The organism is Tabrizicola thermarum, from assembly GCF_003574395.1.
Taxonomy (GTDB): domain Bacteria; phylum Pseudomonadota; class Alphaproteobacteria; order Rhodobacterales; family Rhodobacteraceae; genus Tabrizicola; species Tabrizicola thermarum.
The window spans coordinates 1-19,826 of record NZ_KZ984537.1; the positions used below are offsets into that span (position 1 = coordinate 1).

A 19,826-nucleotide genomic window follows, 5' to 3' on the forward strand; every position below is an offset into this window, starting at 1 on the left:
ACCAGTTCGACTGGAGCCATGAGGTGGTGCTGATCGACGGCGTCACCGTGACGGTGAAGGTAGCCCATGTCCGGCTCTGCCGCAGCCGGATGTTCTTCGTCCGTGCCTACCCGCGCGAGACGCAAGAGATGGTGTTCGACGCCCATGACAGGGCCTTCGCCTTCTTCAAGGGCACCTGCACGCGCGGAATCTACGACAACATGAAGACGGCTGTGGATGCGATATTCACAGGCAAGAACCGGGCCTACAACCGCCGCGTCCTGCAGATATGTGGCCATTATCTTGTGGATCCGGTCGCCTGCACCCCGGCGTCGGGCTGGGAGAAGGGACAGGTCGAGAGCCAGGTCGGCACCGTCCGCCAGCGCTTCTTCTCTCCTCGCCTGCGGGTGAAGAGCTTCGAGGAGCTGAACGCGCTTCTGATCGACAAGTGCATCGCCTGGGCCAGGGCCAATCCGCACCCGGAGATGACAGACAGGACCGTGTGGGAGGTGTTTGAGGCGGAACGCGCGCAGCTCGTGCCCTGTGCCGGTCGCTTTGACGGCTTCCATTCCGTGCCTGCGGCCGTGTCCAAGACCTGCCTCGTGCGGTTCGACAACAACGAATACTCGGTGATGGCCAGCGCGGTGGGGCGGCCGGTCGGGATCCGGGCCTATGCCGAACGCATCGAGATCCGGCAGGACGGCCGTCTTGTCGGGGATCACCCCCGCTGCTTTGGCCGGGGTCGGACCATCTACGATCCGTGGCACTATGTGCCGGTTCTGGTGCGCAAGCCCGGTGCGCTGCGCAACGGCGCGCCCTTCAAGGACTGGGTGTTGCCCGGCGCCCTGGAGAAGGTGCGCCGCAAGCTGAATGGCGTCGATGACGGCGATCGGCAGATGGTCGACATTCTTGCCGCCGTGCTGACCGAAGGCCTGCCCGCAGTAGAGGCCGCCTGTGCCGAAGCCATCGCGCAGGGCGTCCATTCCGCCGATGTCATCCTCAACATCCTGGCACGCCGTCGCGATCCAGCGCCGCCGCCCTTGCTGCTGACATCACCCGCGCTGCGCCTTGTCCATGAACCCGTCGCGGACTGCGCCCGCTATGACCTGCTGCGGAGGGCTGGATGATGGAGCGTGCCGAGATCCTTGCCGCGATGGCCGACCTCAAGCTCTTCGGCATGCGGGCGGCCTACGACGAACTGATGGCCACGGCCGTCCGGCGGCAGCACGAACCCCAGAGGGTGGTCAGCGACCTGCTGGCCGCCGAGATCAACGAGAAGAAGGCGCGCTCGGTCAAATACCAGATCACCGTCGCCAAGCTGCCCTTCGCCCGCGAGATCGAGGAGTTCACCTTCGACGGGACGCCGATCAACGAGACGCTGGTGCGTGATCTGGCCCGAGGGGAGTTCCTGAACCAGCAGCGCAATGTCGTGCTGGTCGGCGGGACCGGCACGGGCAAGACCCACATCTCCGTCGCCATCGCGCGGGCCGTCATCCGCAACGGAGCCCGCGGCCGCTTCTTCAACGTCGTGGATCTGGTCAACAAGCTGGAAGCCGAAGCCCGCGCCGGGCGCGCCGGGCGGCTGGCCGAACACCTGATGCGCCTCGACTTCGTCGTCCTGGACGAACTGGGCTATCTCCCCTTTGCCCAATCCGGCGGGCAGCTCCTGTTCCACCTGATCAGCAAGCTCTACGAACAGACGTCGGTCATCGTCACCACCAACCTTGCCTTCGGCGAATGGCCGACGGTCTTCGGCGACGCCAAGATGACGACCGCGCTGCTCGACCGCCTCACCCATCACTGCGACATCGTCGAAACCGGCAACGAAAGCTGACGCCTCAAAACCCGCGTCTGAGCCCGGCTGAAACGCTGGCCCGAGACGGCTGCGCAAGCTGGAAAGCTACGCCGCCTCGGGCCAGCTCCCGCTCCGAAAGAGGGGGCCCTTCTGGACGCCGATCAGGGGTCCCGATTGGATGCCGATTGACACATCTCGGCGCTGGCGCGCATGTGAGTTGCCACGGCAAGGGGCGAAAGCAGCGGATCACGCCGCTGACCTCGGGCACCATCGCCCATCTGCGCGTCTGGCTGGCCGAGCGCGCCGGTCAGCGGGCGGCCCCGCTGTTCCCCACGCAGACCGGCCGCGCCCTCAGCCGTGATGCCCTTGGACACAGGCTGGCAAAATACGTCCAGAAGGCCATCGACGCCTGTCCGTCGCTGGCGCAAAAGTCCGTGACCATGCATGTCCTGCGCCATTCCGCCTCGATGCGATTGCTGCAGGCCGGCATCGATACATCCGTGATCGCGCTCTGGCTCGGCCACGAACAGATCGAAACAACCCAAATCTACCTGCACGCGGATCTGCAGATCAAGGAGCGCGCCTTGGCAATAACAGCCCCGATCACGACCAAACCCGGCCACTCCCGACCGAACGACAAACTCCTCGCCTTCCTAGAAGCCCTCTGATTATGCCGATCCCTCCACAGCGATCCCCACCAGAAACAATGGCTTGCAGCCCTACATCGGCATAATCCGAAAATCGGCATAATGCGACTGCCAGCCCGCAGCGGCCATGATCTCCTCGATGGTCGCGCCGTCCGGCGTGCGCAGCATGGCGATCAGGGTGGCCTGCTTGGTGCCCTCGCGCGGCCTGCGCGCCTTGGGCGCGGCTTGGGGTTCGGTGGATGTATCCGGCACGGGCGTGTCGCTCGGCGCGTCGTTGGCGCCCATGGGCGCGGTGTTCGCGTCCTCGGGCTCGATGCAGATGACGGCGAGACGCCCTGCTCTGGTCCGAGACCACCCGGATCGATATGCGCGTCGCCGAGGTGCGCGCCCCGCGCCCCGGCGACCGGATCGAGATCGACGGCGACGCCTTCCTCATCCAGGGCGAGCCCGTCCGCGACCGCGAGCGGCTGGTCTGGACTGTCGACCTGCGTCCGGCGTGACCGCGATGAAGCTCATGCTCGACATCGATCCCGACATCGCCGCAATGATGGCGGCCAGGGTCGCCGCTGGGGAACGCGCAGTGTCGGCTGCGATCCGCGAGGCCGGAACCGGGCTGAAGGCCGCCTGGCGGCTGCAGATCACCGGCGCGGGCCTCGGGCCCCGGCTCGCCCGCACCATCCGGTCGGAGCAGTTCCCCAAGGCCATGCCCAGCCTGAACGCGGCGGCCGTGGTCTGGTCCAACGCCCCGGTCATCGTCGGAGCGCACGACACCGGCCCGCTGATCCGGTCGAAGGACGGGTTGTCTGAGGGGGATGTGGGTCTGCTCATTTACCCCGGCTATCATGCTGGAGTCACAACATGAATCCCCTCAGCCGATTTGTGCGACGGAGCCGGGTCCGGATGAAGACCACCACCCCGGTCTCGCTCGCGCCGAGCAGGGGCGCGGGGATGCATCAACCATGATCGCCGCAGGTTTCCCACCGGGGGCCACGGACATCCTCCCCAAACGCCTGAGCCTGACCCGCTCACATCCCGGAGACGACCGACGGCAACAGACTGTGATCATCGAAGGCGAAGCGGTGTGGCAGCTCGTTGACCGGGGTCTTGCGGTAGCCCCCGGTGTAGATGGCAAGGTCCAGCCCCGCGGCTTCGGCCGCTTCGACATCCACCTCGTTGTCACCGACGTAGAGAAGCGGCTCGGCGCCCAGCAGGGCAAAGGTGTGGTGCAGGGGCGCCGGGTCGGGCTTGCGTTGCGGAAGGCTGTCGCCACCGACCACAGCGGCGAAGAATCGGGCAATGTCCAGCGCGTGAAGGATCTGCACGGCGATAGCGCGATCCTTGTTGGTGCAAAGGCCCAGCCGGTGGCCCTGCCCGGTCAGGGTCTGGAGACATTCGACCACCCCCGGATAGGGCCGTGTAAGCGTGGCAGGGCGCGCCGCGTACTGCGCGACCATCCGGGCGTTCATCTCGGGCAGCAGCGCCGGGTCAAGGCCGCAGGCCGCGATCACCTTGCCGACGAGACTGGGGATGCCATGGCCGATGAAGCCACGGAGCTGCGGCTCGGGCAGAGGGGCAAGGCCGAAATCGGCCAGCATCCGGTTGGCGGCGGCGGCGATGTCGGGGGCGCTGTCCACCAGCGTGCCGTCGAGGTCGAAGACGATCGCCCCCATCACGCGGCCTTCCACTTGATCGAGCAGCCCCTCGCAGGAAGCTGGTCGCGCTGCCCACTTCCGGTTTCTGCAATCTGCCGCATCGCCTCGTAAAGCTCGCGCCGGGCATCGGGTGGGGCGGGGTTCCGACCCGAGGCATCGAGCCGCCCGCGATACTGAAGTTCCCCCGCCGCGTTGAAGCCGAAGAAGTCCGGCGTGCAGGACGCCCCCCAGGCGCGGGCAACCTCCTGGCTTTCGTCGTGAAGATAGGGGAAGGGGACGCCCTTCTCCTGCGCCATGCGCTGCATCGCCTCGAACCCGTCCCAGGGATACTGCGCGGCATCGTTCGAACAGATCGCCGCCACGCCGATGCCGAGGGCCTGAAGGTCGCGCGCATTGCGCAGGATCCCGAAAAGCACCGCCAGCACATAGGAGCAGTGGTTGCAGAGGAACATGACGAGCGTGCCGTTCGGCCCGGCGATGTCGGCCAGCCGCCAGATGCGCCCGTCGGTGCCGGGCAGGGCGAAGTCGGGGGCCTTCCAGCCGAAATCGCAGACGGGAGGAGATACGGCCATGGCTCAGGTCTCCAGCGTGAACGATGAAAGATCGGGCAGCACGGCGCGGGCGCCGCGGAAATCCTCGCCTTCGGTATAGGCCGACGGGGTGACGATGCATGCAAGCCCCGCACCGAGCGCCGACAGAAGCCCGTTGCGGCTGTCCTCGAAGGCGAGGCAGGAAGCGGGCGACAGGCCAAGGCGCACCAGCGCAAGACGGTAGATCTCGGGGTCGGGCTTCTTGGCCGCCACCTCGTCGCCGCAGGCCAGCACGTCGAAGACCTCGGCGGCGGGCCTTTTCCAGACGGCCAGCGTCAGCGCCTCAACATTCGGGCGCGAGGTGGTGGTGGCCACCGCCAGCCGCAGGCCCGCCCGCCGCGCCCGGTCGATCAGTTCGGCCACGCCGGGGCGCAGGCCGATCGCGCCCGCCGCCATCAACGCACCATAGCGGGCGGTCTTGGCATAGTGCAGCGCCGGGATGTCCACCGCCCTGGGATCAAGCCCCTCGCGCGTCAGAAAGGCCGCGATGCGTTCCTTGCCGCCGGTGGTGCGCAGCAGGATGCGATAGTCCGCGCGGCTCCATCGCCAGGTCAGGCCCGCCTCGGCGAAGGTCTCGTTGAAGGCGCGGCGGTGCAGCTCCTCGGTCTCGGCAAGCGTGCCGTCCACGTCGAAGATCAGCGCGTCAGGCCGCATCGGCCATGGGCACGTTGATATCGGCGCGCACCACCAGCCGCTTGCCGGCCACGTCGATATCAGAGACGGCGCGGATCACAGGAGCCTCCCCATCGCCACGGCCGTATCAGCCATGCGGTTGGAGAAGCCCCATTCGTTGTCATACCAGGACAGGATCGACACGAAGGTCCCGTCCATCACCTTGGTCTGATCCATGTGGAAGACGCTGGAATGCGGGTCGTGGTTGAAGTCGCTGCTCACCAGCTTCTCGTTGGTATAGCCCAGGATCCCCTTCAGCGGACCATCGGCAGCCGCCTTGATCGCCGCGTTCACCTCTTCCACGCTGGTCGCGCGCTTGGCGATGAACNGACGAAAATGTCGGCGTTCTCGCGCAGATAGGGGATCCAGCCGGTCTCGAAATCAAGCACCCCGCGCAGGGCCATGCGGTCGTTCAAGCCCTCGGCGCGGATGCGGGCGTCGAGCGCTTCGGCCAGGGGGCCCGATCCGTAGACATCGAGGCTGAACGGAACCCCCTTGCGCGCCAGTTCGGCGGCCACGCGCGGCAGTTCCAGCACCCCCTTCATCGCCACGAAGCGTCCACCGAAGACCAGCCGCAGCGGGCGACCCTGCCGAAGCGCCGTCACCTTGGCGGCAAGTGCCGCGTCGTCGATGATGGCTTCCTGCCGGACACGGTTGTCGAAGAACAGAAGCGTGTCGCGGCAAAGCCCCGCATAGGTGTCGTAGGTCGGGGTTCCGCTGCACTGCAACCCGGCGGCGATCGGCAAAAGCTCGTTGCGGCGCATACGCTCGGTCCGCCAGAGCCAGGTTGCGCCGTAACCGGATCACCGGGTTCGACACCTCGGCCGCCATGATCTGCCGCTCGGTCCAGGGCGAGTATTCGCTGACGAAGATCACCGGCACGCCAAGCTTGTGGCAGAGCTTCGCCGTCGCGCGTTCCGGGCGCGACAAGAGTGCGACCACCGCCGCGGCCGAGGACAACCGCCGGGCCATTTCCTCGGGATCCTGCGGGCGGACCTCAAGGCCGGTCTCGCTCTCCCCCGGGAAATGCTCGGCATGATCCATGTCGGTCGTCCGGGTTTCGGACAGGCGGACCAGACTGGTGACCGGGCCGGGCCAGTGCCGCGCATACTCGGCGGCCCCGGTCATGTATTTCCGTGTCAACTCCAGCCCGCCCCGTGGTCCGCGGCTGGCAGAGAGGGAAGGCAACAGGATCAATTCGGTGTGCACATTCGAACCCCCGATCAGGAAAGCCGGTCCAGCATCAGGCGAATCTCGTCAGGATCGACGGAAAAGCCGCCCTCGGCGGGATGGGCGACGACAAAGCCGAAGGTCATGCCCATCCGGTCGGCGAATTCCTTGTAGGGCAGCGCGAAACGGTCGGGGGGCTGGATCACCAGGAAGGCGCCAGCGTCCGCCATCGAATAGATCGCATGGGAAAGATGGCTGCCCTCGACGCCGACCACGATCCTTGCGTCCAGCGACCGGCGCGCGATCTCGGAAGCATCCAGGCGGTTCAGGTCGAGAATGTCGAAGCCCTGCGTGGTGAGAAGGTCGATCAGCGCCGCCTCGTTGACCAGCTCCCGACGCTCGCCATCGCTGCCGCGGCGCAGGAAGACCCCGGCCGGTGCCCGGGCCGACCCGACCGCCTGCCGCAGACGGGCTCGGAGGGTCCGGTAGCGGGCCGCCTTGAAGGAATTCTGCGCGAAGTCGCTGTAGAGGATCAGACGATCCACCCGGGCGTGATCGGGAAGATCGGGCGCGGGCAGGTCCAGAAGCGCTCGGTAGCCTGCGGCATGGCCAAAGGCTTTCGACCTGGCGCCCAGCCGGACGGCGCCTTCCGGCGGGATCATCTCCAGCGGAAAGGTGTCAAGCAGGAAGTTCCCGAAGAAGTCCGCCCCGGTCCATGAGGCCACAAGATGCGCCTCGGCAATCCGCTGTCGCCGGGGCAGGTCGGGATCGAGGATCCGCTGCGGTCCGTGGCCGATGCGAAGGGTGCCCCGACCGCAGTAAAGGTAGGCACCCGCAAGGACCGCATTCGTGAACACATGGGCGCGGGTCGCGGAATGACGCCCGGGCGCACCTGCGATCAGCGACTGTTCAACGTCCCAGTCGCGCCACGGCGACAGGCGGCTGACCCGTTCGATCGCCCCGGGGGGGAAGATGGCCGGACGCCCCTCGGCGTCTTCCTCGGGACAAAGGTCCCAGCTTTCGACAGCAAGGGCGTGAAAATCCGCAAGCCTGCCCCCGATCAGACGGCGCAAGCCTCTCTGAAGCAGGGCAGTATTCAGGGTCATGGCCGACGGATGACCTCGATGACCCGATCCAGGTCGACCGGATCCAGATCGGGATAAAGCGGCAGGCAGAGGATCCGGTCGGCGGCGCGGCGCGCAACGGTCAGGGCATCTGGCGCGGCCGAGGGAAGATGGTGATACATCGGCATGTCGGAAATCAGCGGGTAGAAGTAGCGCCGCGCGAACAGGTCGTGCTCCCGCAGCCTTTGGTACAGACCGTCGCGGGTCATCGGATAGGCCTCGCCGACCAGGACCGGAAAGGCGTAGGAATTGTGCCCCTTCTGTCCCGGGGGGCACAGGCAGGTCACGCCCTCGACTTGCGACAGCGCCTCCCAATAGCGTGTTGCAACCCTGTCGCGCGCGGCAAAGGCGGCATCCATATGCGGCAGAAGCGCCAGGCCGACGGCGGCGTTCAGCTCGCTCATCTTGGTGTTGAGCCCGGTTTCAAGCACCGTGACTTCGTCAAGGATCCCATAGTTGCCCAGGCGATCAAGCGCGACCTTGGTTTCGCGATCCGGCGAGATGATCGCGCCGCCCTCGAAGGTGTTGAAGACCTTGGTGGCGTGAAAGCTGAGAACCGACAGATCGCCCTCGGCGACAATCGGCCGCCCGCCGCGCCGCACCCCGAAGGCATGTGCGGCATCGTAGATCAGCTTCAGCCCATGGCGGCTGGCGATGGCCGCAAGAGCCGCCGTGTTGCAGGGCACCCCGTAACAATGCACCGCCAGGATCGCCTCGGTGCGGTCGGTGATCGCGGCTTCCACCGCCGCGGGGTCCAGGTTCAGCGTCACCGGGTCGATGTCGGCGAAGACCGGCGTGGCGCCCGCCCAGCGGATCGCATGGCTGGTCGCCACGAACGAAAAGGGCGGTGTGATTATTTCTCCGGCAATTCCAAAATGCCGAAGCGACAAAAGAAGTCAAATCGAGCCATTGTTCACGATCGAGATGTGCTCGACCCCAAGGTATGCCGCAAGGGCCATAGATCCGAGAAGGGCGGCAAAATCGGCCGCGTGACAAAGACTTGCGGGCGTTTCATCTGCTTATCAACTCGAAAAAAAGTCAGAAGGCTATTCATGGGCAGCGCCCACATATTCAAGTTTACACGAAAATCCCCAGCTCCGGCGTGATTTGCGATGGCGCGGGGGCTGGACGCATCCGGCCCCCGGTCCGTCCGGTCCCCGAAGCTGGCTCTTGGCGCCGTCCGGCTGTCCGGTGCATGGTTGCGGCCTGCACTGGGCAAAACCGCGCAGCGGGGGGGATCGTCAGCCCCCTCGTCTTCCGATGGCCCGGACTGAGAGGGAGAGCTCATGTCGCCGCACCTGCCCGTGGTTCTGGTCGTCGGATCGCTGCACCACGACATCATGGTCGAGTCCGATCACCTGCCCAGGGTTGACGAGACGGCGGTCGGGACGCGCTGGTATCCGAAGTTCGGCGGCAAGGGCGGCAACCAGGCCGTCGCCGCCGGGCAGGCCGGAGCGCGGTCCCGCATGGTCGGCGCGGTGGGGTGCGACGGGTTCGGGGCGTTTCTCCTCGACGCTCTGGACGCAGCGCAGGTCGACCGCCGCTTTGTCCGGCAGATCGACGGCACAGGCTCGGGGATGAGCGTGGCGATCCAGGATCGCAGCGGGGACTACGCCGCGATCATCGTCTCGGGGGCCAACCTGCGGATCGATCCGGCGGCTCTGGCCGATCCGGCGCTGTGGACGGACGTGCGGGCCCTCGTGCTTCAGAACGAAATCCCCGAGGCGGTGAATCTGGCCGCAGCCCGGGCGGCGCGGGGGCGGGATGTGACGGTCATCCTCAACGCGGCCCCGGCGCGCGCGGTGCCGGACGAATTGCGCAAGCTGGTCGACGTGCTGGTCGTCAACGCGGTCGAGGCAGAGATGTCCGGCGCCGCGACGGTCACCGACCTTGCCTCGGCGGTGGCGGCCGCGACCACTCTGGCCGGGGCCTACCGCAACGTCGTCGTCACTGCGGGGGCGCAGGGTCTGGCGCTCTGCACGGCGGGGGGCGAACCCATCGCCATCCCGGCGCGCAAGGTCGCGGTCGTCAGCACACACGGTGCCGGCGATTGCTTCACCGGCACTCTGGCCGCCAGACTGGCGCTTGGCCAGTCGCTGGTCGACGCCTGTCACGCGGCCTCGGACGCCGCAGCCCTGCATGTGTCCGGCAAGGCCGCCTCAGCGCCGCCGGACCGAACCTGATCCCGCGACAGAGCTTTCCCCGACGGGCGCTGCCGGTGTAGCATCCGGCAAGACCCGATCACACGAGGCCAGGATGCCCCGCTTCCCGATCATCGACAGCCACCTGCATCTGTGGGACCCGCAGCGGCTGACCTATCCCTGGCTGTTTCCGCCGCTCGACCGGCCCTTCCTGCCCGCAGATTTCCAGGCGGCAAGTGCGGGGATCGACATCGAGGCGCTGGTCTTTCTGGAATGCGATGCCGCCATCGATCAGGCCTTTGCCGAGGCGCAAGCCGTGCTGGCCTGGGCACAGGAAGAACCGCGCATCGCCGCGATGGTCTGCAATGCGGCGCTGGAGCGGGGCGACGCGGTCCGCGCCGATCTGGAGCGGCTGGCGGGGATCGAAAAGGTGCGCGGTGTCCGGCGCATCTATCAGGACCAGCCCGACCCCGCCTGGTGCCTGCGCCCCGATTTCGTGGCGGGCGTGCGGGCGCTGGCCGACTATGGGCTGACGTTCGACCTCTGCCTCAAGCACCCGCAGTTGCAGGCGACGATCGGTCTGGCCGATGCCTGCCCGAACGTTCCGATGGTGCTGGACCACATCGCCAAACCCGGCATCGCGGCGGGGCTGATGCAGCCCTGGGCCGACCAGATGCGCGACCTGGCAAGGCGCGAGAACGTGGTCTGCAAGCTCTCCGGCGTCGCAACCGAGGCAGGCGCGGACTGGACGCCCGAAACCCTGCGCCCCTACATGGATGTCGCGCTCGAGGCTTTCGGGCCGTCCCGGATCATGTTCGGCGGCGACTGGCCGGTCTCGACCCTGCGGCTGACCTATCCCGCCTGGGTCGCGCTGGTCGATGACCTGATCCGCGACCTGTCAGAAACCGAACAGCGGCAGATTTACGCCGAGACGGCACGGGCCTTCTACCGGCTTTAGCCCCTACATCACCGCGCCGATCTGCCAGGGCACGAACTCCGCCCCGCCGAAGCCCAGCTGTTCGGACAGCGTCCGCTCGCCCGAGGCGACGGCGATGATCTTCTCCAGGATCTCGGCGCCCTTCGCCGCGATGCTGACCCCGTCGATGATGTCGCCGCAGTTGATGTCCATGTCCTCGGCCATCCGCTGATACATCTCGTTGTTCGTCGCCAGCTTGATGCAGGGGCTGGGCTTGTAGCCGGACACCGACCCGCGCCCGGTGGTGAACACGATCAGCGTGGCCCCGCTGGCGATCTGGCCGGTGACGCTGCACGGGTCGTAGCCGGGGCTGTCCATGTAGACGAAACCGGGCGTGGTGATCGGCTCGGCGAACTTGTAGACCCCGGCCAGCGGCGCGGTGCCGCCCTTGGCCACGGCGCCCAGCGACTTTTCCAGGATCGTCGTCAGGCCGCCGCGCTTGTTGCCGGGCGAGGGGTTGTTGTCCATCTCGCCGCCGTTGATCGCGGTGTAGTTCTCCCACCACCGGATGCGCTCGATCAGCTTTTCCCCGACCTCGCGGCTGACCGCGCGGCGGGTCAGAAGATGCTCTGCCCCATAGATTTCCGGCGTCTCGGACAGGATCGTCGTGCCGCCCATCCGCACCAGCAGATCGCTGGCATGGCCTAGTGCGGGGTTGGCCGTGATGCCGCTGTATCCGTCCGACCCGCCGCATTGCAGCCCGATCACCAGCTTCGACACCGGCGCCGGTGCGCGGGCGACCCAGGAGGCCACCTCCGCCATCTCGCGCAGCACCTCCAGCCCCTTGGCAATCGTCGCGCGGGTGCCGCCCGTGCCCTGAATCGTCATGTAGCGGAAATTGCCGTCAGGCCGCAGGCGCCCCTGCCCGACGAGGTCCGGCACCTGCATCACCTCGCAGCCCAGACCCACCAGCAGGATGCCGCCGAAATTCGCGTTCCGCGCATAGCCCTTCAGCGTGCGCATCAGCGTGTCATAGCCCTCGTTCACCCCCGACATGCCGCAGCCGGTGTTGTGGACGATGGGCACGAAACCGTCGATGTTCGGCATGGACGACAGGACCGGGTCCTTCTCCGCTGCCTCGGCGATGAAGCGCGCGACGGACCCCGAACAGTTGACCGAGGTCAGGATGCCGATGTAGTTCCGCGTCCCCACCTGCCCGTCGGCGCGGTGATACCCCATGAACTCCCGCATCGGCAGGGGTTCGAGGGGCACCACGCCTTGCCCGATCGCATAATCCGTGCTGTGCGGCCCCATCCCCAGATTGTGGCTGTGGATATGCGCGCCCGCCGGGATGTCCTCGGTCGCCTGGCCGATCGACTGGCCATAGCGCAGGACGATCTCGCCCCTTGCGATGTCCCGCGTCGCCACCTTGTGCCCGCGCGGCACCGGACCCGGCAGCGGCACCGGCACCCCCGGCACCTCCGCCCCCCCGGCAAGGTTCGCCAGCGCAATCACCAAGTTGTCCGTCGCGTGCAGTCGGATCGTCACATCGGCCATCGCATCACCCCTGGGGCGGCCACTTTCCGTTGACAGTGGCCTGCCTGAGTCTAACATGTTAGCATGCTACAAGGGCCCCCGACCGGACCACAAGACCAGAATGGCGCGGCCCTGCTGACGCCTCTCGACCGATTTCAGGGCTCTCTCGGCCAGCGGGTCTATCAAAGCCTGAAAGAGGCGATCCTCACGCTGGCCTTCCGCCCCGGCGACAGCATCCGCAAGCCCGAGATCTGCGAGCGTCTGGGGGTTTCGCGCAGCCCCGTGGCCGATGCGGTGGCACGGCTGGCGGCGGATGGCCTTGTCGACGTCATCCCCCAGGCCGGCACCTTCGTCACCCGCCTGTCGATGACCGACATCCGCGAAGGCGCCTTCATCCGCGAGGCGATCGAGGTCGCCGCCGCCGAACTCGTGGCCGAACGGATCACCGAGGACCAGCTGCGCGACCTGCGCCGCACCCTGCGCCTGCAAGAGGCCCTGGTGGCCGATGGCGACCGGCAGGGCTTCATGGCGCTGGACGGCCAGATGCACGAGATGATGCTGTCCTTCACCGGCTTTCCCCACCTGCCGCAGGTCGCGCAGACCGCCTGGCTGTCGGTGCACCGCGCGCGCCAGCTGATCCTGCCGGTGGAGGGCCGCCTTCAGGCCACGCTCGACGAACACCGCGCGATCCTTGCCGCTTTCGAGGCGCATGACCCGCCCGCCGCCCGCCTTGCCGTCCAGCACCATCTGCGCCAGCTTCTGACCTACCTCGCGCCCCTCGAACGCGCCCACCCCGAGCTTTTCGCAGCCCCATGATCCCGAACAAGCCCCGCTATGCCACCCGCCTGAACGCCTTCAAGCGGAAGGGCGACACGGTGGCCCAGATGATCGCTGCCGCCGCGCAGGTCGGGGGCCTCGATGCCGCCGACCTGAACTTCCCCGATCATTTCGACCATCATGCCCCGGCCGAACTGTCCCGCATTCTTTCCGACCACGGAATGGCGCTGAACGGCCTTGCCATGCGCTATTACACCGATCCGGGCTTCCGCCTCGGGGCCTTCAGCCACCCCGATCCCTCGGTGCGCCGCGCCGCCATCGACCTCACGAAACGCGGGATCGACGCGCTGGCGGCGATGGGCGGGCGGCTGATGACGCTCTGGCTCGGGCAGGACGGCTTCGACTATTCCTTCCAGGCCGATTACGCCCGGATGTGGGACGACAGCATTTCGGCCATCGCCGAGGTCGCCGACCACAACCCCGCCATCGACATCGCCGTGGAATACAAGCCCAACGAACCCCGCGCCCATGTGGTCATGCCCGACATGGCGACGACGCTGCTGGCCCTGGCGCAGGTCGCCCGGCCCAACACCGGGGTCACGCTCGACTTCTGCCACATGCTCTTTGCCCAGGAGATGCCCGCCCGTGCGGCGATGCTTGCGGGCCGTCACAGCCGCATCCTCGGCGTCCACCTGAACGACGGCTACGGCAAGCGCGACGATGGCCTCATCGCGGGCTCGGTGCATCCAGTCCAGACCGTCGAACTCTTCGTGGCGCTGGACCGTCTTGCTTATGACGGGGTGATCTACTTCGACACCTTCCCCGACCATGGCGGCACCGATCCGGTCGGCGAGGCGCGGGCGAACATCGCCGCGACCGACCGCCTGCGCGCCATCGCGCGGGACCTTGCGGGCAACGCCGATCTGGCCGCAGCCCAGGCCCGTCAGGACGCCGCCGCCGCCACCCGCATCGTGATGACCGCGCTTTACGGCGCCTGAGACCGCTCGTCGTTGCCCCGTGCGACGGGGCAGCCGGTGCAGGAGCCACCCTCAGACCGGCGCATCGGCCCGGATCAGCCCCTCGTCCCGCAATGCCTGCCACAACGCCTGCGGGATCACCGCCTGCGCGGCCTGCAAATTCGACGCCATCTCCGACAGCCCTTGCCCGCCGGGAATCACCGAGACCACCGCCGGATGCCGCAAGGGGAACCGGAACGCCGCATCGACCAGCCGCACCCCATGCGCCGCGCAGACGTCTTGCAGACGTGCCGCCTTGTCCAGCACCCAGTCCGGCGCGGGCGCATAGTTGTAATGCACCCCGGGTTTCGGCCCGACGGCCAGCACGCCCGAATTGTAGGGCCCGCCGACGACGATCCCCACCCCGCGCGCCTGACACAGCGGCAGGAAACTCTCCAGCGCCTCCTGCTCCAGCAGCGTATAGCGCCCCGCCAGCAGGAACAGGTCGAAATCGCCGCGCTCCAGCAGCCACTGGCAGGGCTCCCATTCGTTGATCCCGCCGCCGAAGGCCCGGATCACCCCCTGATCGCGCAAGGCGACCAGTGCGCGGTAGCCCCCCGCCATGAAGGCCTCCAGCCGTTCCTGCAAGGCCGCCTGCGAGCCGTGGTTGAAGATGTCCAGATCATGCGCATAGAGGATGTCGATCCGGTCCAGCCCCAGCCGCTCCAGCGAAAACTCCAGGCTGCGCATGGTGCCGTCATAGCTGTAGTCATAGACCTCCTTGCGCGAGGGCACATCGACCCATTTCCCCGCCCCGTCGCCCTGTCCCGGCGGCACGGCTCGCAAAAGCCGCCCGACCTTGGAGGACAGGACGTATTCGTCGCGCGGCTTGCCCCGCAGGAACCGGTTCAGCCGCGTCTCGGCCAGCCCCAGCCCATACAGGGGCGCGGTGTCGAAATAACGCACCCCGCCCTCCCAGGCCGCCTCCAGCACCGCATGGGCCTCATCGTCGCTGATCGCCCGGAACAGGTTGCCCAGAGGCGCCGTGCCGAAGCCCAGTTCGGTAAAGGTCAACCCGCCGTTTCCAAGGCGATCCCAGTGTCTTGTGGCCAGCATCCCCGCCTCCGTTTCTGCTGACATGCTAGTATGATCCGGCTTCCCGTCCAACGCCTTTCGCGTTAGCGTGACCCCCGTGGGAGGATGAGAATGTCACGCTTCAAGGCCGTTTTCGGCGACCGCAAGCCCGTCATCGCCATGGTTCATCTCGGCGCCTCGCCGGGGGCGCCGTTGCATGACGCCGCCGCCGGGGTCGAGGGCATCCTCGCCGCCGCCCGCGCCGACCTGCGCGCGCTGCAAGCCGCAGGCTTCGACGCGGTGATGTTCGGCAACGAAAACGACCGGCCCTACGAGCTGCGCGTCGATGCCGCCACCTCCGCCACCATGGCCTACATCATCGGCCGCCTGCGGGACGAGATCACCGTGCCCTTCGGCGTCAACGTGCTTTGGGACCCGATGGCCAGCCTTGCCGTCGCCGCCGCCACGGGTGCCGCCTTCGTGCGCGAGATCTTCACCGGCACCTATGCCTCTGACATGGGCATCTGGGCCCCCGACGCCGGCGCCGCCGTCCGCTATGCCCAGCGGCTGGGGGCCGGAGACGTCGCCCGCCTCTACAACGTCTCGGCCGAATTCGCCGACAGCCTCGACCGCCGCCCCCTGCCGGATCGGGCGCGGTCCGCCGTCTTCTCCTCGATCCCCGACGCCGTCCTCGTCTCGGGCGCGATCACCGGCGAGGCCGCGCGGATGGAGGACCTCGAAGCCGTCAAGCGCGTCCTGCCCACCACCCCCGTCCTCGCCAACACCGGGGTGAAACACGCCACGATCGCCGATGTCCTGGCCGTGGCCGACGGCTGCATCGTCGGCTCCGCGCTGAAGGTTGGCGGAGACACCTGGGCCGCCGTCGACCCCGACCGCGCCGCCGATTTCATGGCCCGCGCCCGCGCGGCACGAGGCGGGAAATGACTCTCCCCTCCGTCGCCGAACTGACCACCCAACTCATGCTGATCCCCGGTCTCGCGGGTTATGAGACCCGCGTCGCCGCCGCCATCGCAGCACACCTCGACACCCTCGGCCTGCCGCACACCTCCGACCGCCTCGGCAACCTGACCTGCACGATTCCCGGCGACTCGGCCCTGCCGCCGGTCATGGTCTTCACCCACATGGACCAGCTCGGCTTCATCGTCCGCAAGATCGAAGCCTCGGGCCTGATCCGCCTCGAACGCCTCGGCGGCGTCCCCGAACGTGCACTTCCCGCGCAAGCGGTCCTCCTCTGCACCGACCACGGGGACCTCCCCGCCCTCATCGCCAACAAAAGCCACCACGCCACCTCGCCGGAGGAGAAATACAAGGTCCTCCCCTACGCCGAGCTCTACGTCGATGCGGGCTTCACCTCGAAAGCCGAAGCCGAGGCCGCAGGCGTCCGCATCGGGACCCCCGTCACCTACCTCCCCCGCGCGCTGACCCTCGCCAACGGCCGCATCGCCGGCACCTCGGTCGACGACCGCGCAGGCTGCGCCGCCCTCCTCAAACTCGCCGAGGCCCGCCAGCACAAACCCGGCCCCATCCTTCACCTCGTCTGGTCGGTGCAAGAGGAATACAACCTCCGCGGCGTCCTCCCCGCCGCCACCGCGCTCCAACCCGCCATCGCGCTTCAGATCGACCTCCTCCTCGCCTGCGACACCCCCGACATGACGGCCCGAGGCGACGTCACCCTCGGCGGCGGCCCCGGCATCTCGCTCTACTCCTTCCACGGTCGCGGCACCCTGAACGGCGTCATCCCCCACCCCGCCCTCGTCCGCCTGTTGGAAACCGCCGCCGCCACCGCCAACCTCCCCCTGCAACGCTCCGCCCATACCGGAGCCCTCACCGACCTTTCCTACATCCAGTTCACGGGGCCCGAGGGCGTCGCCTGTCTCGATGTCGGCTTCCCGATGCGCTACTCGCACTCCGCCCTCGAAGTGGTGGACCCGGCAGACCTGCAAGGCCTCGTGACCCTCCTCGACACCGCGCTTTCCGCCATCACCCCGGACCTGAAACTCACCCGATGACCCACACCCTCGGTATCGACATCGGCACCTTCGAATCCAAAGGCGTCCTCGTCGACGCCAAGGGCCGCATCACCGCCCAGGCCTCCCGCCCGCACCGGATGCTCGTCCCCCGCGCCGGATGGGCCGAGCACCGCGCGGACGAGGACTGGTGGGGCGATTTCGTCCACATCACCCGCGACCTCCTCAGCCAGTCCGGCCTGAACCCCAGCGACATCAAGGCCGTCGCCACCTCTGCCATCGGCCCCTGCATGCTGCCCGTGGACGCCGCAGGCAAACCCCTGATGAATGGCGTCCTCTACGGCGTCGATACCCGCGCCACCGACCAGATCGCCGCCCTGAACGCCCGGATCGGAGAGGCCACCATCCACCAACGCTGCGGCAACGCGCTGACCTCGCAATCCGTCGGGCCCAAGATCCTCTGGCTCAAGGAAACCCACCCCGACCTTTACGCCCGCACGGCCAAGGTCCTGACCTCGACCAGCTACCTCACCTGGAAGCTGACCGGCGCATACGTCATCGACCACTACACCGCCGCCAACTTCTCGCCCCTTTACGACGTCACCACCCAGGACTGGACCGCCGACCTCGCCCCCGAGATCATCCCCCTCGACAAACTCCCGCGCCTCATGTGGTCCACCGAGATCGCCGGCCACATCACCGCCGCCGCCGCAGCCGAGACCGGCCTTGCCGAAGGCACCCCCGTCACCTGCGGCACCATCGACGCCGCCGCCGAGGCGGTCAGCGTCGGCGTCCAGAACCCGGGCGAGATGATGCTGATGTATGGCTCGACCATCTTCATCATCCAGGTCACGGGCGAACCCGTCCGCGACCCGCGCCTGTGGTATGCGCCCTGGCTCTTCCCCGGCACCCATGCCTCGATGGCGGGCCTTGCCACCTCTGGCACGCTGACCCACTGGTTCCGCGACCAGCTGGCCCGCGACACCGACTTTGCCGCCCTCGTCACCGAGGCCGCCCAAAGCCCCAAGGGCGCCAAGGGCCTCCTCTGCCTGCCCTATTTCTCCGGTGAGCGCACGCCGATCCACGACCCGCACGCCCGCGGCGTGTTCTTCGGCCTGAACCTCACCCACACCCGCGCCGACCTGTTCCGCGCCGTCTGCGAAGGCATCGCCGCAGGCACCGCGCATGTGCTGGAAACCTATGCCGAGGTCGGCGCCTCCCCCGCCCGTGTCCTCGCCGTCGGCGGCGGCACGAAGAACCCGCTCTGGCTGCAAGCCACCTCCGACTTCGGCGGCGTTCCGCAGCACGTCTGCGAAAAGACCATCGGTGCCAGCTACGGCGACGCCTTCCTCGCCGCCTGCGCCATCGGGGCGGCGCAGCCGCAGGACATCCTGGCCTGGAACCCGAACGCGACCACGGTCCAGCCCGAAGCCGTCCCCGCCTATGCCACGCAATACCCGCTGTGGAAGCGGCTCTACACCCAGACCCGCGACCTGATGCAGGCCCTGCCGTGACCGACTTCGCCCGCCTCCGCCCGCACCAGCTGCAAGAGGCCATCGCGGCGAATACCCCCGTCGTCCTGCCCATCGGCGTGCTGGAGTATCACGGCCAGCATCTGCCCGCCGGGGTGGACCTTCTGGCGGTGACCGAGGTCCTCGACCGCCTCGGCGATGCCGTCATCACTCTGCCGCCCTTCGCCTATGGCGCGGCAAGTCATGCTGTCGCGGGGCCGGAAGGGACCGGCACGATCCACATCGACGCGGGCGCTATCCTGCCACTGGCCGAGGGGCTGTTCACTGCACTTTTGAAGGCAGGCTTCCGCAACATCCGTGGCGTGATCCACCACCAGACCGAAGGCTTCGATCAGGGGATGCCGACCGACCTTGCCTTCCGCCTTGCCGGTCGCACTGCGATCATGCGGTTCCTGGAAGGCACGCGCGGCCCCGGCTGGTGGGGCGACCGGGGGATGCAGGACTATTACGCCCGGCAGGCAGAGGGGGCCGACCCGTTCAACTGGATCCGCATCCACCCGCTGTTTCCCAAGGGTGCCGACTTCCCCTTCGATCACGCAGGGCAGGGCGAGACCGCCCTGATGCAGGCGCTTGCCCCCGACACGGTGGACATGGACCGCGCGCTGGAGGGGGGGCACTGGTATACCGAGGATGCCGATCAGGCCTCCCGCACACTGGGAGAAGCGGGCGTGCAGATCGCACTGACCCATCTGCGGCAGGTGCTGGGTCTCGCCTGAAAACCCGCTCGTCGGTGGACTTCGTCCCTCCTCGCTGACCCTCCGACGGTAAGCCGAAGGCGCACGAGGAGGCATCCCCGGGGCATCACAACTCGGGCAACTCCACCACGCCCTTCTTCAGGATGAAGCAGCCATAGGGGCCGGAGTCCGAGGTGCGGATGATCGCGAAGGCTTGCTTGGCGGCGGCGTAGAACTCGAACCGCTCCAGCGCCGCGATGCGCACCGGGCGCCCCTCGGCCTGATCGACGACCGCCTGCATCCGGGCGAAGATCGGCACCTGCCCGTCCGGGTTGCCCACCACCTGCATCCGCTGGACCGGGGCCGGGACGAAGGTATCCAGCGGCATCAGCGTCAGGATCGCCCTTGCGGCCGTGGGGATGTCGCATCCCGCCATGTCGATCAGGCGCCCATAGGTCGTCTCTGCCGCAATGGTCGCCGCCGGGTGGTTGACATCGCAGATCACCAGATCATCGCCATGCCCCATCAGCATCAGGACATGCACCACCTCGGCCGACAGTCTCTGGTCGATCCCTTTCAGCATGTCTGCACGGGCCCGCAGAG

Annotated in this window: 20 protein-coding genes and 4 pseudogenes; 14 read left to right on the forward strand and 10 right to left on the reverse strand. The window is 67.7% G+C overall.

Features of this window, described 5'->3' with window-relative positions; translation table 11 throughout:
* The 3 genes and pseudogenes from istA to D5084_RS02035 form a co-directional block, all read left to right on the forward strand.
* Positions 1–1,100: pseudogene (gene istA, locus D5084_RS02025) on the forward strand (IS21 family transposase); the annotation flags it as partial.
* Positions 1,101–1,102: 2 nt separating this feature from the next.
* Positions 1,103–1,813, forward strand: coding sequence for an IS21-like element helper ATPase IstB (gene istB, locus D5084_RS02030; RefSeq protein ID WP_354001210.1), 711 nt, complete (start codon positions 1,103–1,105; stop codon positions 1,811–1,813).
* 146 nt (positions 1,814–1,959) lie between these two features.
* A complete protein-coding gene (locus tag D5084_RS02035; protein WP_202910021.1) occupies positions 1,960–2,442 on the forward strand; it encodes a tyrosine-type recombinase/integrase in 483 nt (160 codons plus the stop codon).
* 51 nt (positions 2,443–2,493) lie between these two features.
* Here the strand turns inward: D5084_RS02035 and D5084_RS02040 are convergent, their stop codons facing one another.
* Positions 2,494–2,706 carry a DUF3489 domain-containing protein gene (locus D5084_RS02040; RefSeq protein ID WP_128513848.1) on the reverse strand — a complete coding sequence of 71 codons (213 nt, stop codon included), beginning with the start codon at positions 2,704–2,706 and terminating at the stop codon, positions 2,494–2,496.
* Positions 2,707–2,750: 44 nt separating this feature from the next.
* On the opposite strand from D5084_RS02040, the pseudogene D5084_RS18820 reads away from it, so the two are divergent.
* Together D5084_RS18820 and D5084_RS02045 are read left to right on the forward strand one after the other, a co-directional pair.
* Positions 2,751–2,921, forward strand: a pseudogene (locus tag D5084_RS18820) (head-tail joining protein); the annotation flags it as partial.
* A gap of 5 nt (positions 2,922–2,926) precedes the next feature.
* Positions 2,927–3,220, forward strand: a pseudogene (locus D5084_RS02045) (DUF6441 family protein); the annotation flags it as partial.
* A 226-nt stretch (positions 3,221–3,446) separates the two neighbouring features.
* Here D5084_RS02045 and gph read toward each other — a convergent pair.
* The 4 genes and pseudogenes from gph to D5084_RS02065 form a co-directional block, all read right to left on the reverse strand.
* Complete coding sequence (gph, locus tag D5084_RS02050; RefSeq protein WP_128513849.1) at positions 3,447–4,091, reverse strand: phosphoglycolate phosphatase; 645 nt, start codon at positions 4,089–4,091, stop codon at positions 3,447–3,449.
* Positions 4,091–4,645 (reverse strand): thioredoxin family protein, encoded by a 555-nt coding sequence (locus tag D5084_RS02055; protein ID WP_128513850.1) that lies wholly within the window; start codon positions 4,643–4,645, stop codon positions 4,091–4,093. Before D5084_RS02055 ends, gph begins: the two co-directional genes overlap by 1 nt.
* A 3-nt stretch (positions 4,646–4,648) precedes the next feature.
* Complete coding sequence (locus tag D5084_RS02060) at positions 4,649–5,317, reverse strand: HAD-IA family hydrolase (protein ID WP_128513851.1); 669 nt, start codon at positions 5,315–5,317, stop codon at positions 4,649–4,651.
* A 75-nt stretch (positions 5,318–5,392) separates the two neighbouring features.
* Positions 5,393–5,663 (reverse strand): annotated as a pseudogene (locus D5084_RS02065) (erythrose-4-phosphate dehydrogenase); the annotation flags it as partial.
* A 459-nt stretch (positions 5,664–6,122) separates the two neighbouring features.
* Between D5084_RS02065 and D5084_RS02075 the strand changes: the two are divergent.
* A complete protein-coding gene (locus tag D5084_RS02075) occupies positions 6,123–6,374 on the forward strand; it encodes a hypothetical protein (protein ID WP_128513853.1) in 252 nt (83 codons plus the stop codon).
* A 184-nt stretch (positions 6,375–6,558) separates the two neighbouring features.
* Here D5084_RS02075 and D5084_RS02080 read toward each other — a convergent pair whose 3' ends face one another.
* Together D5084_RS02080 and D5084_RS02085 are read right to left on the reverse strand one after the other, a co-directional pair.
* Positions 6,559–7,611, reverse strand: a complete 1,053-nt coding sequence (locus tag D5084_RS02080) for a glycosyltransferase 61 family protein (protein WP_128513854.1) — start codon at positions 7,609–7,611, stop codon at positions 6,559–6,561.
* A complete protein-coding gene (locus tag D5084_RS02085; RefSeq protein WP_128513855.1) occupies positions 7,608–8,519 on the reverse strand; it encodes a DegT/DnrJ/EryC1/StrS family aminotransferase in 912 nt (303 codons plus the stop codon). The genes D5084_RS02080 and D5084_RS02085 overlap by 4 nt, the downstream gene beginning before the upstream one ends.
* Before the next feature lie 396 nt (positions 8,520–8,915).
* On the opposite strand from D5084_RS02085, the gene D5084_RS02090 reads away from it, so the two are divergent.
* Both D5084_RS02090 and D5084_RS02095 read left to right on the forward strand, forming a co-directional pair.
* On the forward strand, positions 8,916–9,812 hold the full coding sequence (locus tag D5084_RS02090; RefSeq protein ID WP_128513856.1) for a PfkB family carbohydrate kinase: 897 nt from the start codon (positions 8,916–8,918) through the stop codon (positions 9,810–9,812).
* 73 nt (positions 9,813–9,885) lie between these two features.
* Positions 9,886–10,728, forward strand: a complete 843-nt coding sequence (locus D5084_RS02095) for an amidohydrolase family protein (RefSeq protein WP_128513857.1) — start codon at positions 9,886–9,888, stop codon at positions 10,726–10,728.
* Between the two features lie 3 nt (positions 10,729–10,731).
* Here the strand turns inward: D5084_RS02095 and D5084_RS02100 are convergent, their stop codons facing one another.
* The gene (locus D5084_RS02100) at positions 10,732–12,243 is read right to left on the reverse strand and encodes a UxaA family hydrolase (protein ID WP_128513858.1); all 1,512 of its coding nucleotides are present in this window, start codon (positions 12,241–12,243) and stop codon (positions 10,732–10,734) included.
* 63 nt (positions 12,244–12,306) lie between these two features.
* On the opposite strand from D5084_RS02100, the gene D5084_RS02105 reads away from it, so the two are divergent.
* Both D5084_RS02105 and D5084_RS02110 read left to right on the forward strand, forming a co-directional pair.
* A complete protein-coding gene (locus tag D5084_RS02105; protein ID WP_128513859.1) occupies positions 12,307–13,038 on the forward strand; it encodes a GntR family transcriptional regulator in 732 nt (243 codons plus the stop codon).
* A complete protein-coding gene (locus D5084_RS02110) occupies positions 13,035–13,997 on the forward strand; it encodes a sugar phosphate isomerase/epimerase family protein (RefSeq protein ID WP_128513860.1) in 963 nt (320 codons plus the stop codon). The genes D5084_RS02105 and D5084_RS02110 overlap by 4 nt, the downstream gene beginning before the upstream one ends.
* A 51-nt stretch (positions 13,998–14,048) precedes the next feature.
* Here the strand turns inward: D5084_RS02110 and D5084_RS02115 are convergent, their stop codons facing one another.
* A complete protein-coding gene (locus D5084_RS02115) occupies positions 14,049–15,095 on the reverse strand; it encodes an aldo/keto reductase (RefSeq protein WP_128513861.1) in 1,047 nt (348 codons plus the stop codon).
* Between the two features lie 66 nt (positions 15,096–15,161).
* On the opposite strand from D5084_RS02115, the gene D5084_RS02120 reads away from it, so the two are divergent.
* Genes D5084_RS02120 through D5084_RS02135 form a run of 4 tightly spaced genes read left to right on the forward strand, consistent with a single transcriptional unit; the run spans position 15,162 to position 19,265 of the window.
* Positions 15,162–15,974 carry a BtpA/SgcQ family protein gene (locus tag D5084_RS02120; RefSeq protein WP_128513862.1) on the forward strand — a complete coding sequence of 271 codons (813 nt, stop codon included), beginning with the start codon at positions 15,162–15,164 and terminating at the stop codon, positions 15,972–15,974.
* Positions 15,971–17,059: a M42 family metallopeptidase gene (locus D5084_RS02125; protein ID WP_128513863.1), complete on the forward strand. Its 1,089-nt coding sequence runs from the start codon at positions 15,971–15,973 to the stop codon at positions 17,057–17,059. Before D5084_RS02120 ends, D5084_RS02125 begins: the two co-directional genes overlap by 4 nt.
* Positions 17,056–18,531 (forward strand): FGGY-family carbohydrate kinase, encoded by a 1,476-nt coding sequence (locus D5084_RS18825; protein ID WP_128513864.1) that lies wholly within the window; start codon positions 17,056–17,058, stop codon positions 18,529–18,531. The genes D5084_RS02125 and D5084_RS18825 overlap by 4 nt, the downstream gene beginning before the upstream one ends.
* Positions 18,528–19,265: a creatininase family protein gene (locus D5084_RS02135; RefSeq protein ID WP_128513865.1), complete on the forward strand. Its 738-nt coding sequence runs from the start codon at positions 18,528–18,530 to the stop codon at positions 19,263–19,265. Before D5084_RS18825 ends, D5084_RS02135 begins: the two co-directional genes overlap by 4 nt.
* 85 nt (positions 19,266–19,350) lie before the next feature.
* Here D5084_RS02135 and D5084_RS02140 read toward each other — a convergent pair whose 3' ends face one another.
* Positions 19,351–19,806 carry an RbsD/FucU family protein gene (locus D5084_RS02140; protein ID WP_128513866.1) on the reverse strand — a complete coding sequence of 152 codons (456 nt, stop codon included), beginning with the start codon at positions 19,804–19,806 and terminating at the stop codon, positions 19,351–19,353.
* Between the last annotated feature and the right edge of the window lie 20 nt (positions 19,807–19,826).

What these genes read in the sequence shown, in the direction of transcription:
- D5084_RS02090 (WP_128513856.1), top strand. Translation starts at nt 8,916, where the DNA reads ATGTCGCCGCACCTGCCCGTGGTTCTGGTCGTCGGATCGCTGCACCAC.
- D5084_RS02110 (WP_128513860.1), top strand. Translation starts at nt 13,035, where the DNA reads ATGATCCCGAACAAGCCCCGCTATGCCACCCGCCTGAACGCCTTCAAG.
- D5084_RS02040 (WP_128513848.1), bottom strand. Translation starts at nt 2,706, where the DNA reads ATGGGCGCCAACGACGCGCCGAGCGACACGCCCGTGCCGGATACATCC.
- D5084_RS02125 (WP_128513863.1), top strand. Translation starts at nt 15,971, where the DNA reads ATGACTCTCCCCTCCGTCGCCGAACTGACCACCCAACTCATGCTGATC.
- D5084_RS18825 (WP_128513864.1), top strand. Translation starts at nt 17,056, where the DNA reads ATGACCCACACCCTCGGTATCGACATCGGCACCTTCGAATCCAAAGGC.
- D5084_RS02120 (WP_128513862.1), top strand. Translation starts at nt 15,162, where the DNA reads ATGTCACGCTTCAAGGCCGTTTTCGGCGACCGCAAGCCCGTCATCGCC.
- D5084_RS02115 (WP_128513861.1), bottom strand. Translation starts at nt 15,095, where the DNA reads ATGTCAGCAGAAACGGAGGCGGGGATGCTGGCCACAAGACACTGGGAT.
- D5084_RS02080 (WP_128513854.1), bottom strand. Translation starts at nt 7,611, where the DNA reads ATGACCCTGAATACTGCCCTGCTTCAGAGAGGCTTGCGCCGTCTGATC.
- D5084_RS02060 (WP_128513851.1), bottom strand. Translation starts at nt 5,317, where the DNA reads ATGCGGCCTGACGCGCTGATCTTCGACGTGGACGGCACGCTTGCCGAG.
- D5084_RS02095 (WP_128513857.1), top strand. Translation starts at nt 9,886, where the DNA reads ATGCCCCGCTTCCCGATCATCGACAGCCACCTGCATCTGTGGGACCCG.
- D5084_RS02055 (WP_128513850.1), bottom strand. Translation starts at nt 4,645, where the DNA reads ATGGCCGTATCTCCTCCCGTCTGCGATTTCGGCTGGAAGGCCCCCGAC.
- gph (WP_128513849.1), bottom strand. Translation starts at nt 4,091, where the DNA reads ATGGGGGCGATCGTCTTCGACCTCGACGGCACGCTGGTGGACAGCGCC.
- D5084_RS02100 (WP_128513858.1), bottom strand. Translation starts at nt 12,243, where the DNA reads ATGGCCGATGTGACGATCCGACTGCACGCGACGGACAACTTGGTGATT.
- istB (WP_354001210.1), top strand. Translation starts at nt 1,103, where the DNA reads ATGATGGAGCGTGCCGAGATCCTTGCCGCGATGGCCGACCTCAAGCTC.
- D5084_RS02140 (WP_128513866.1), bottom strand. Translation starts at nt 19,806, where the DNA reads ATGCTGAAAGGGATCGACCAGAGACTGTCGGCCGAGGTGGTGCATGTC.
- D5084_RS02105 (WP_128513859.1), top strand. Translation starts at nt 12,307, where the DNA reads ATGCTACAAGGGCCCCCGACCGGACCACAAGACCAGAATGGCGCGGCC.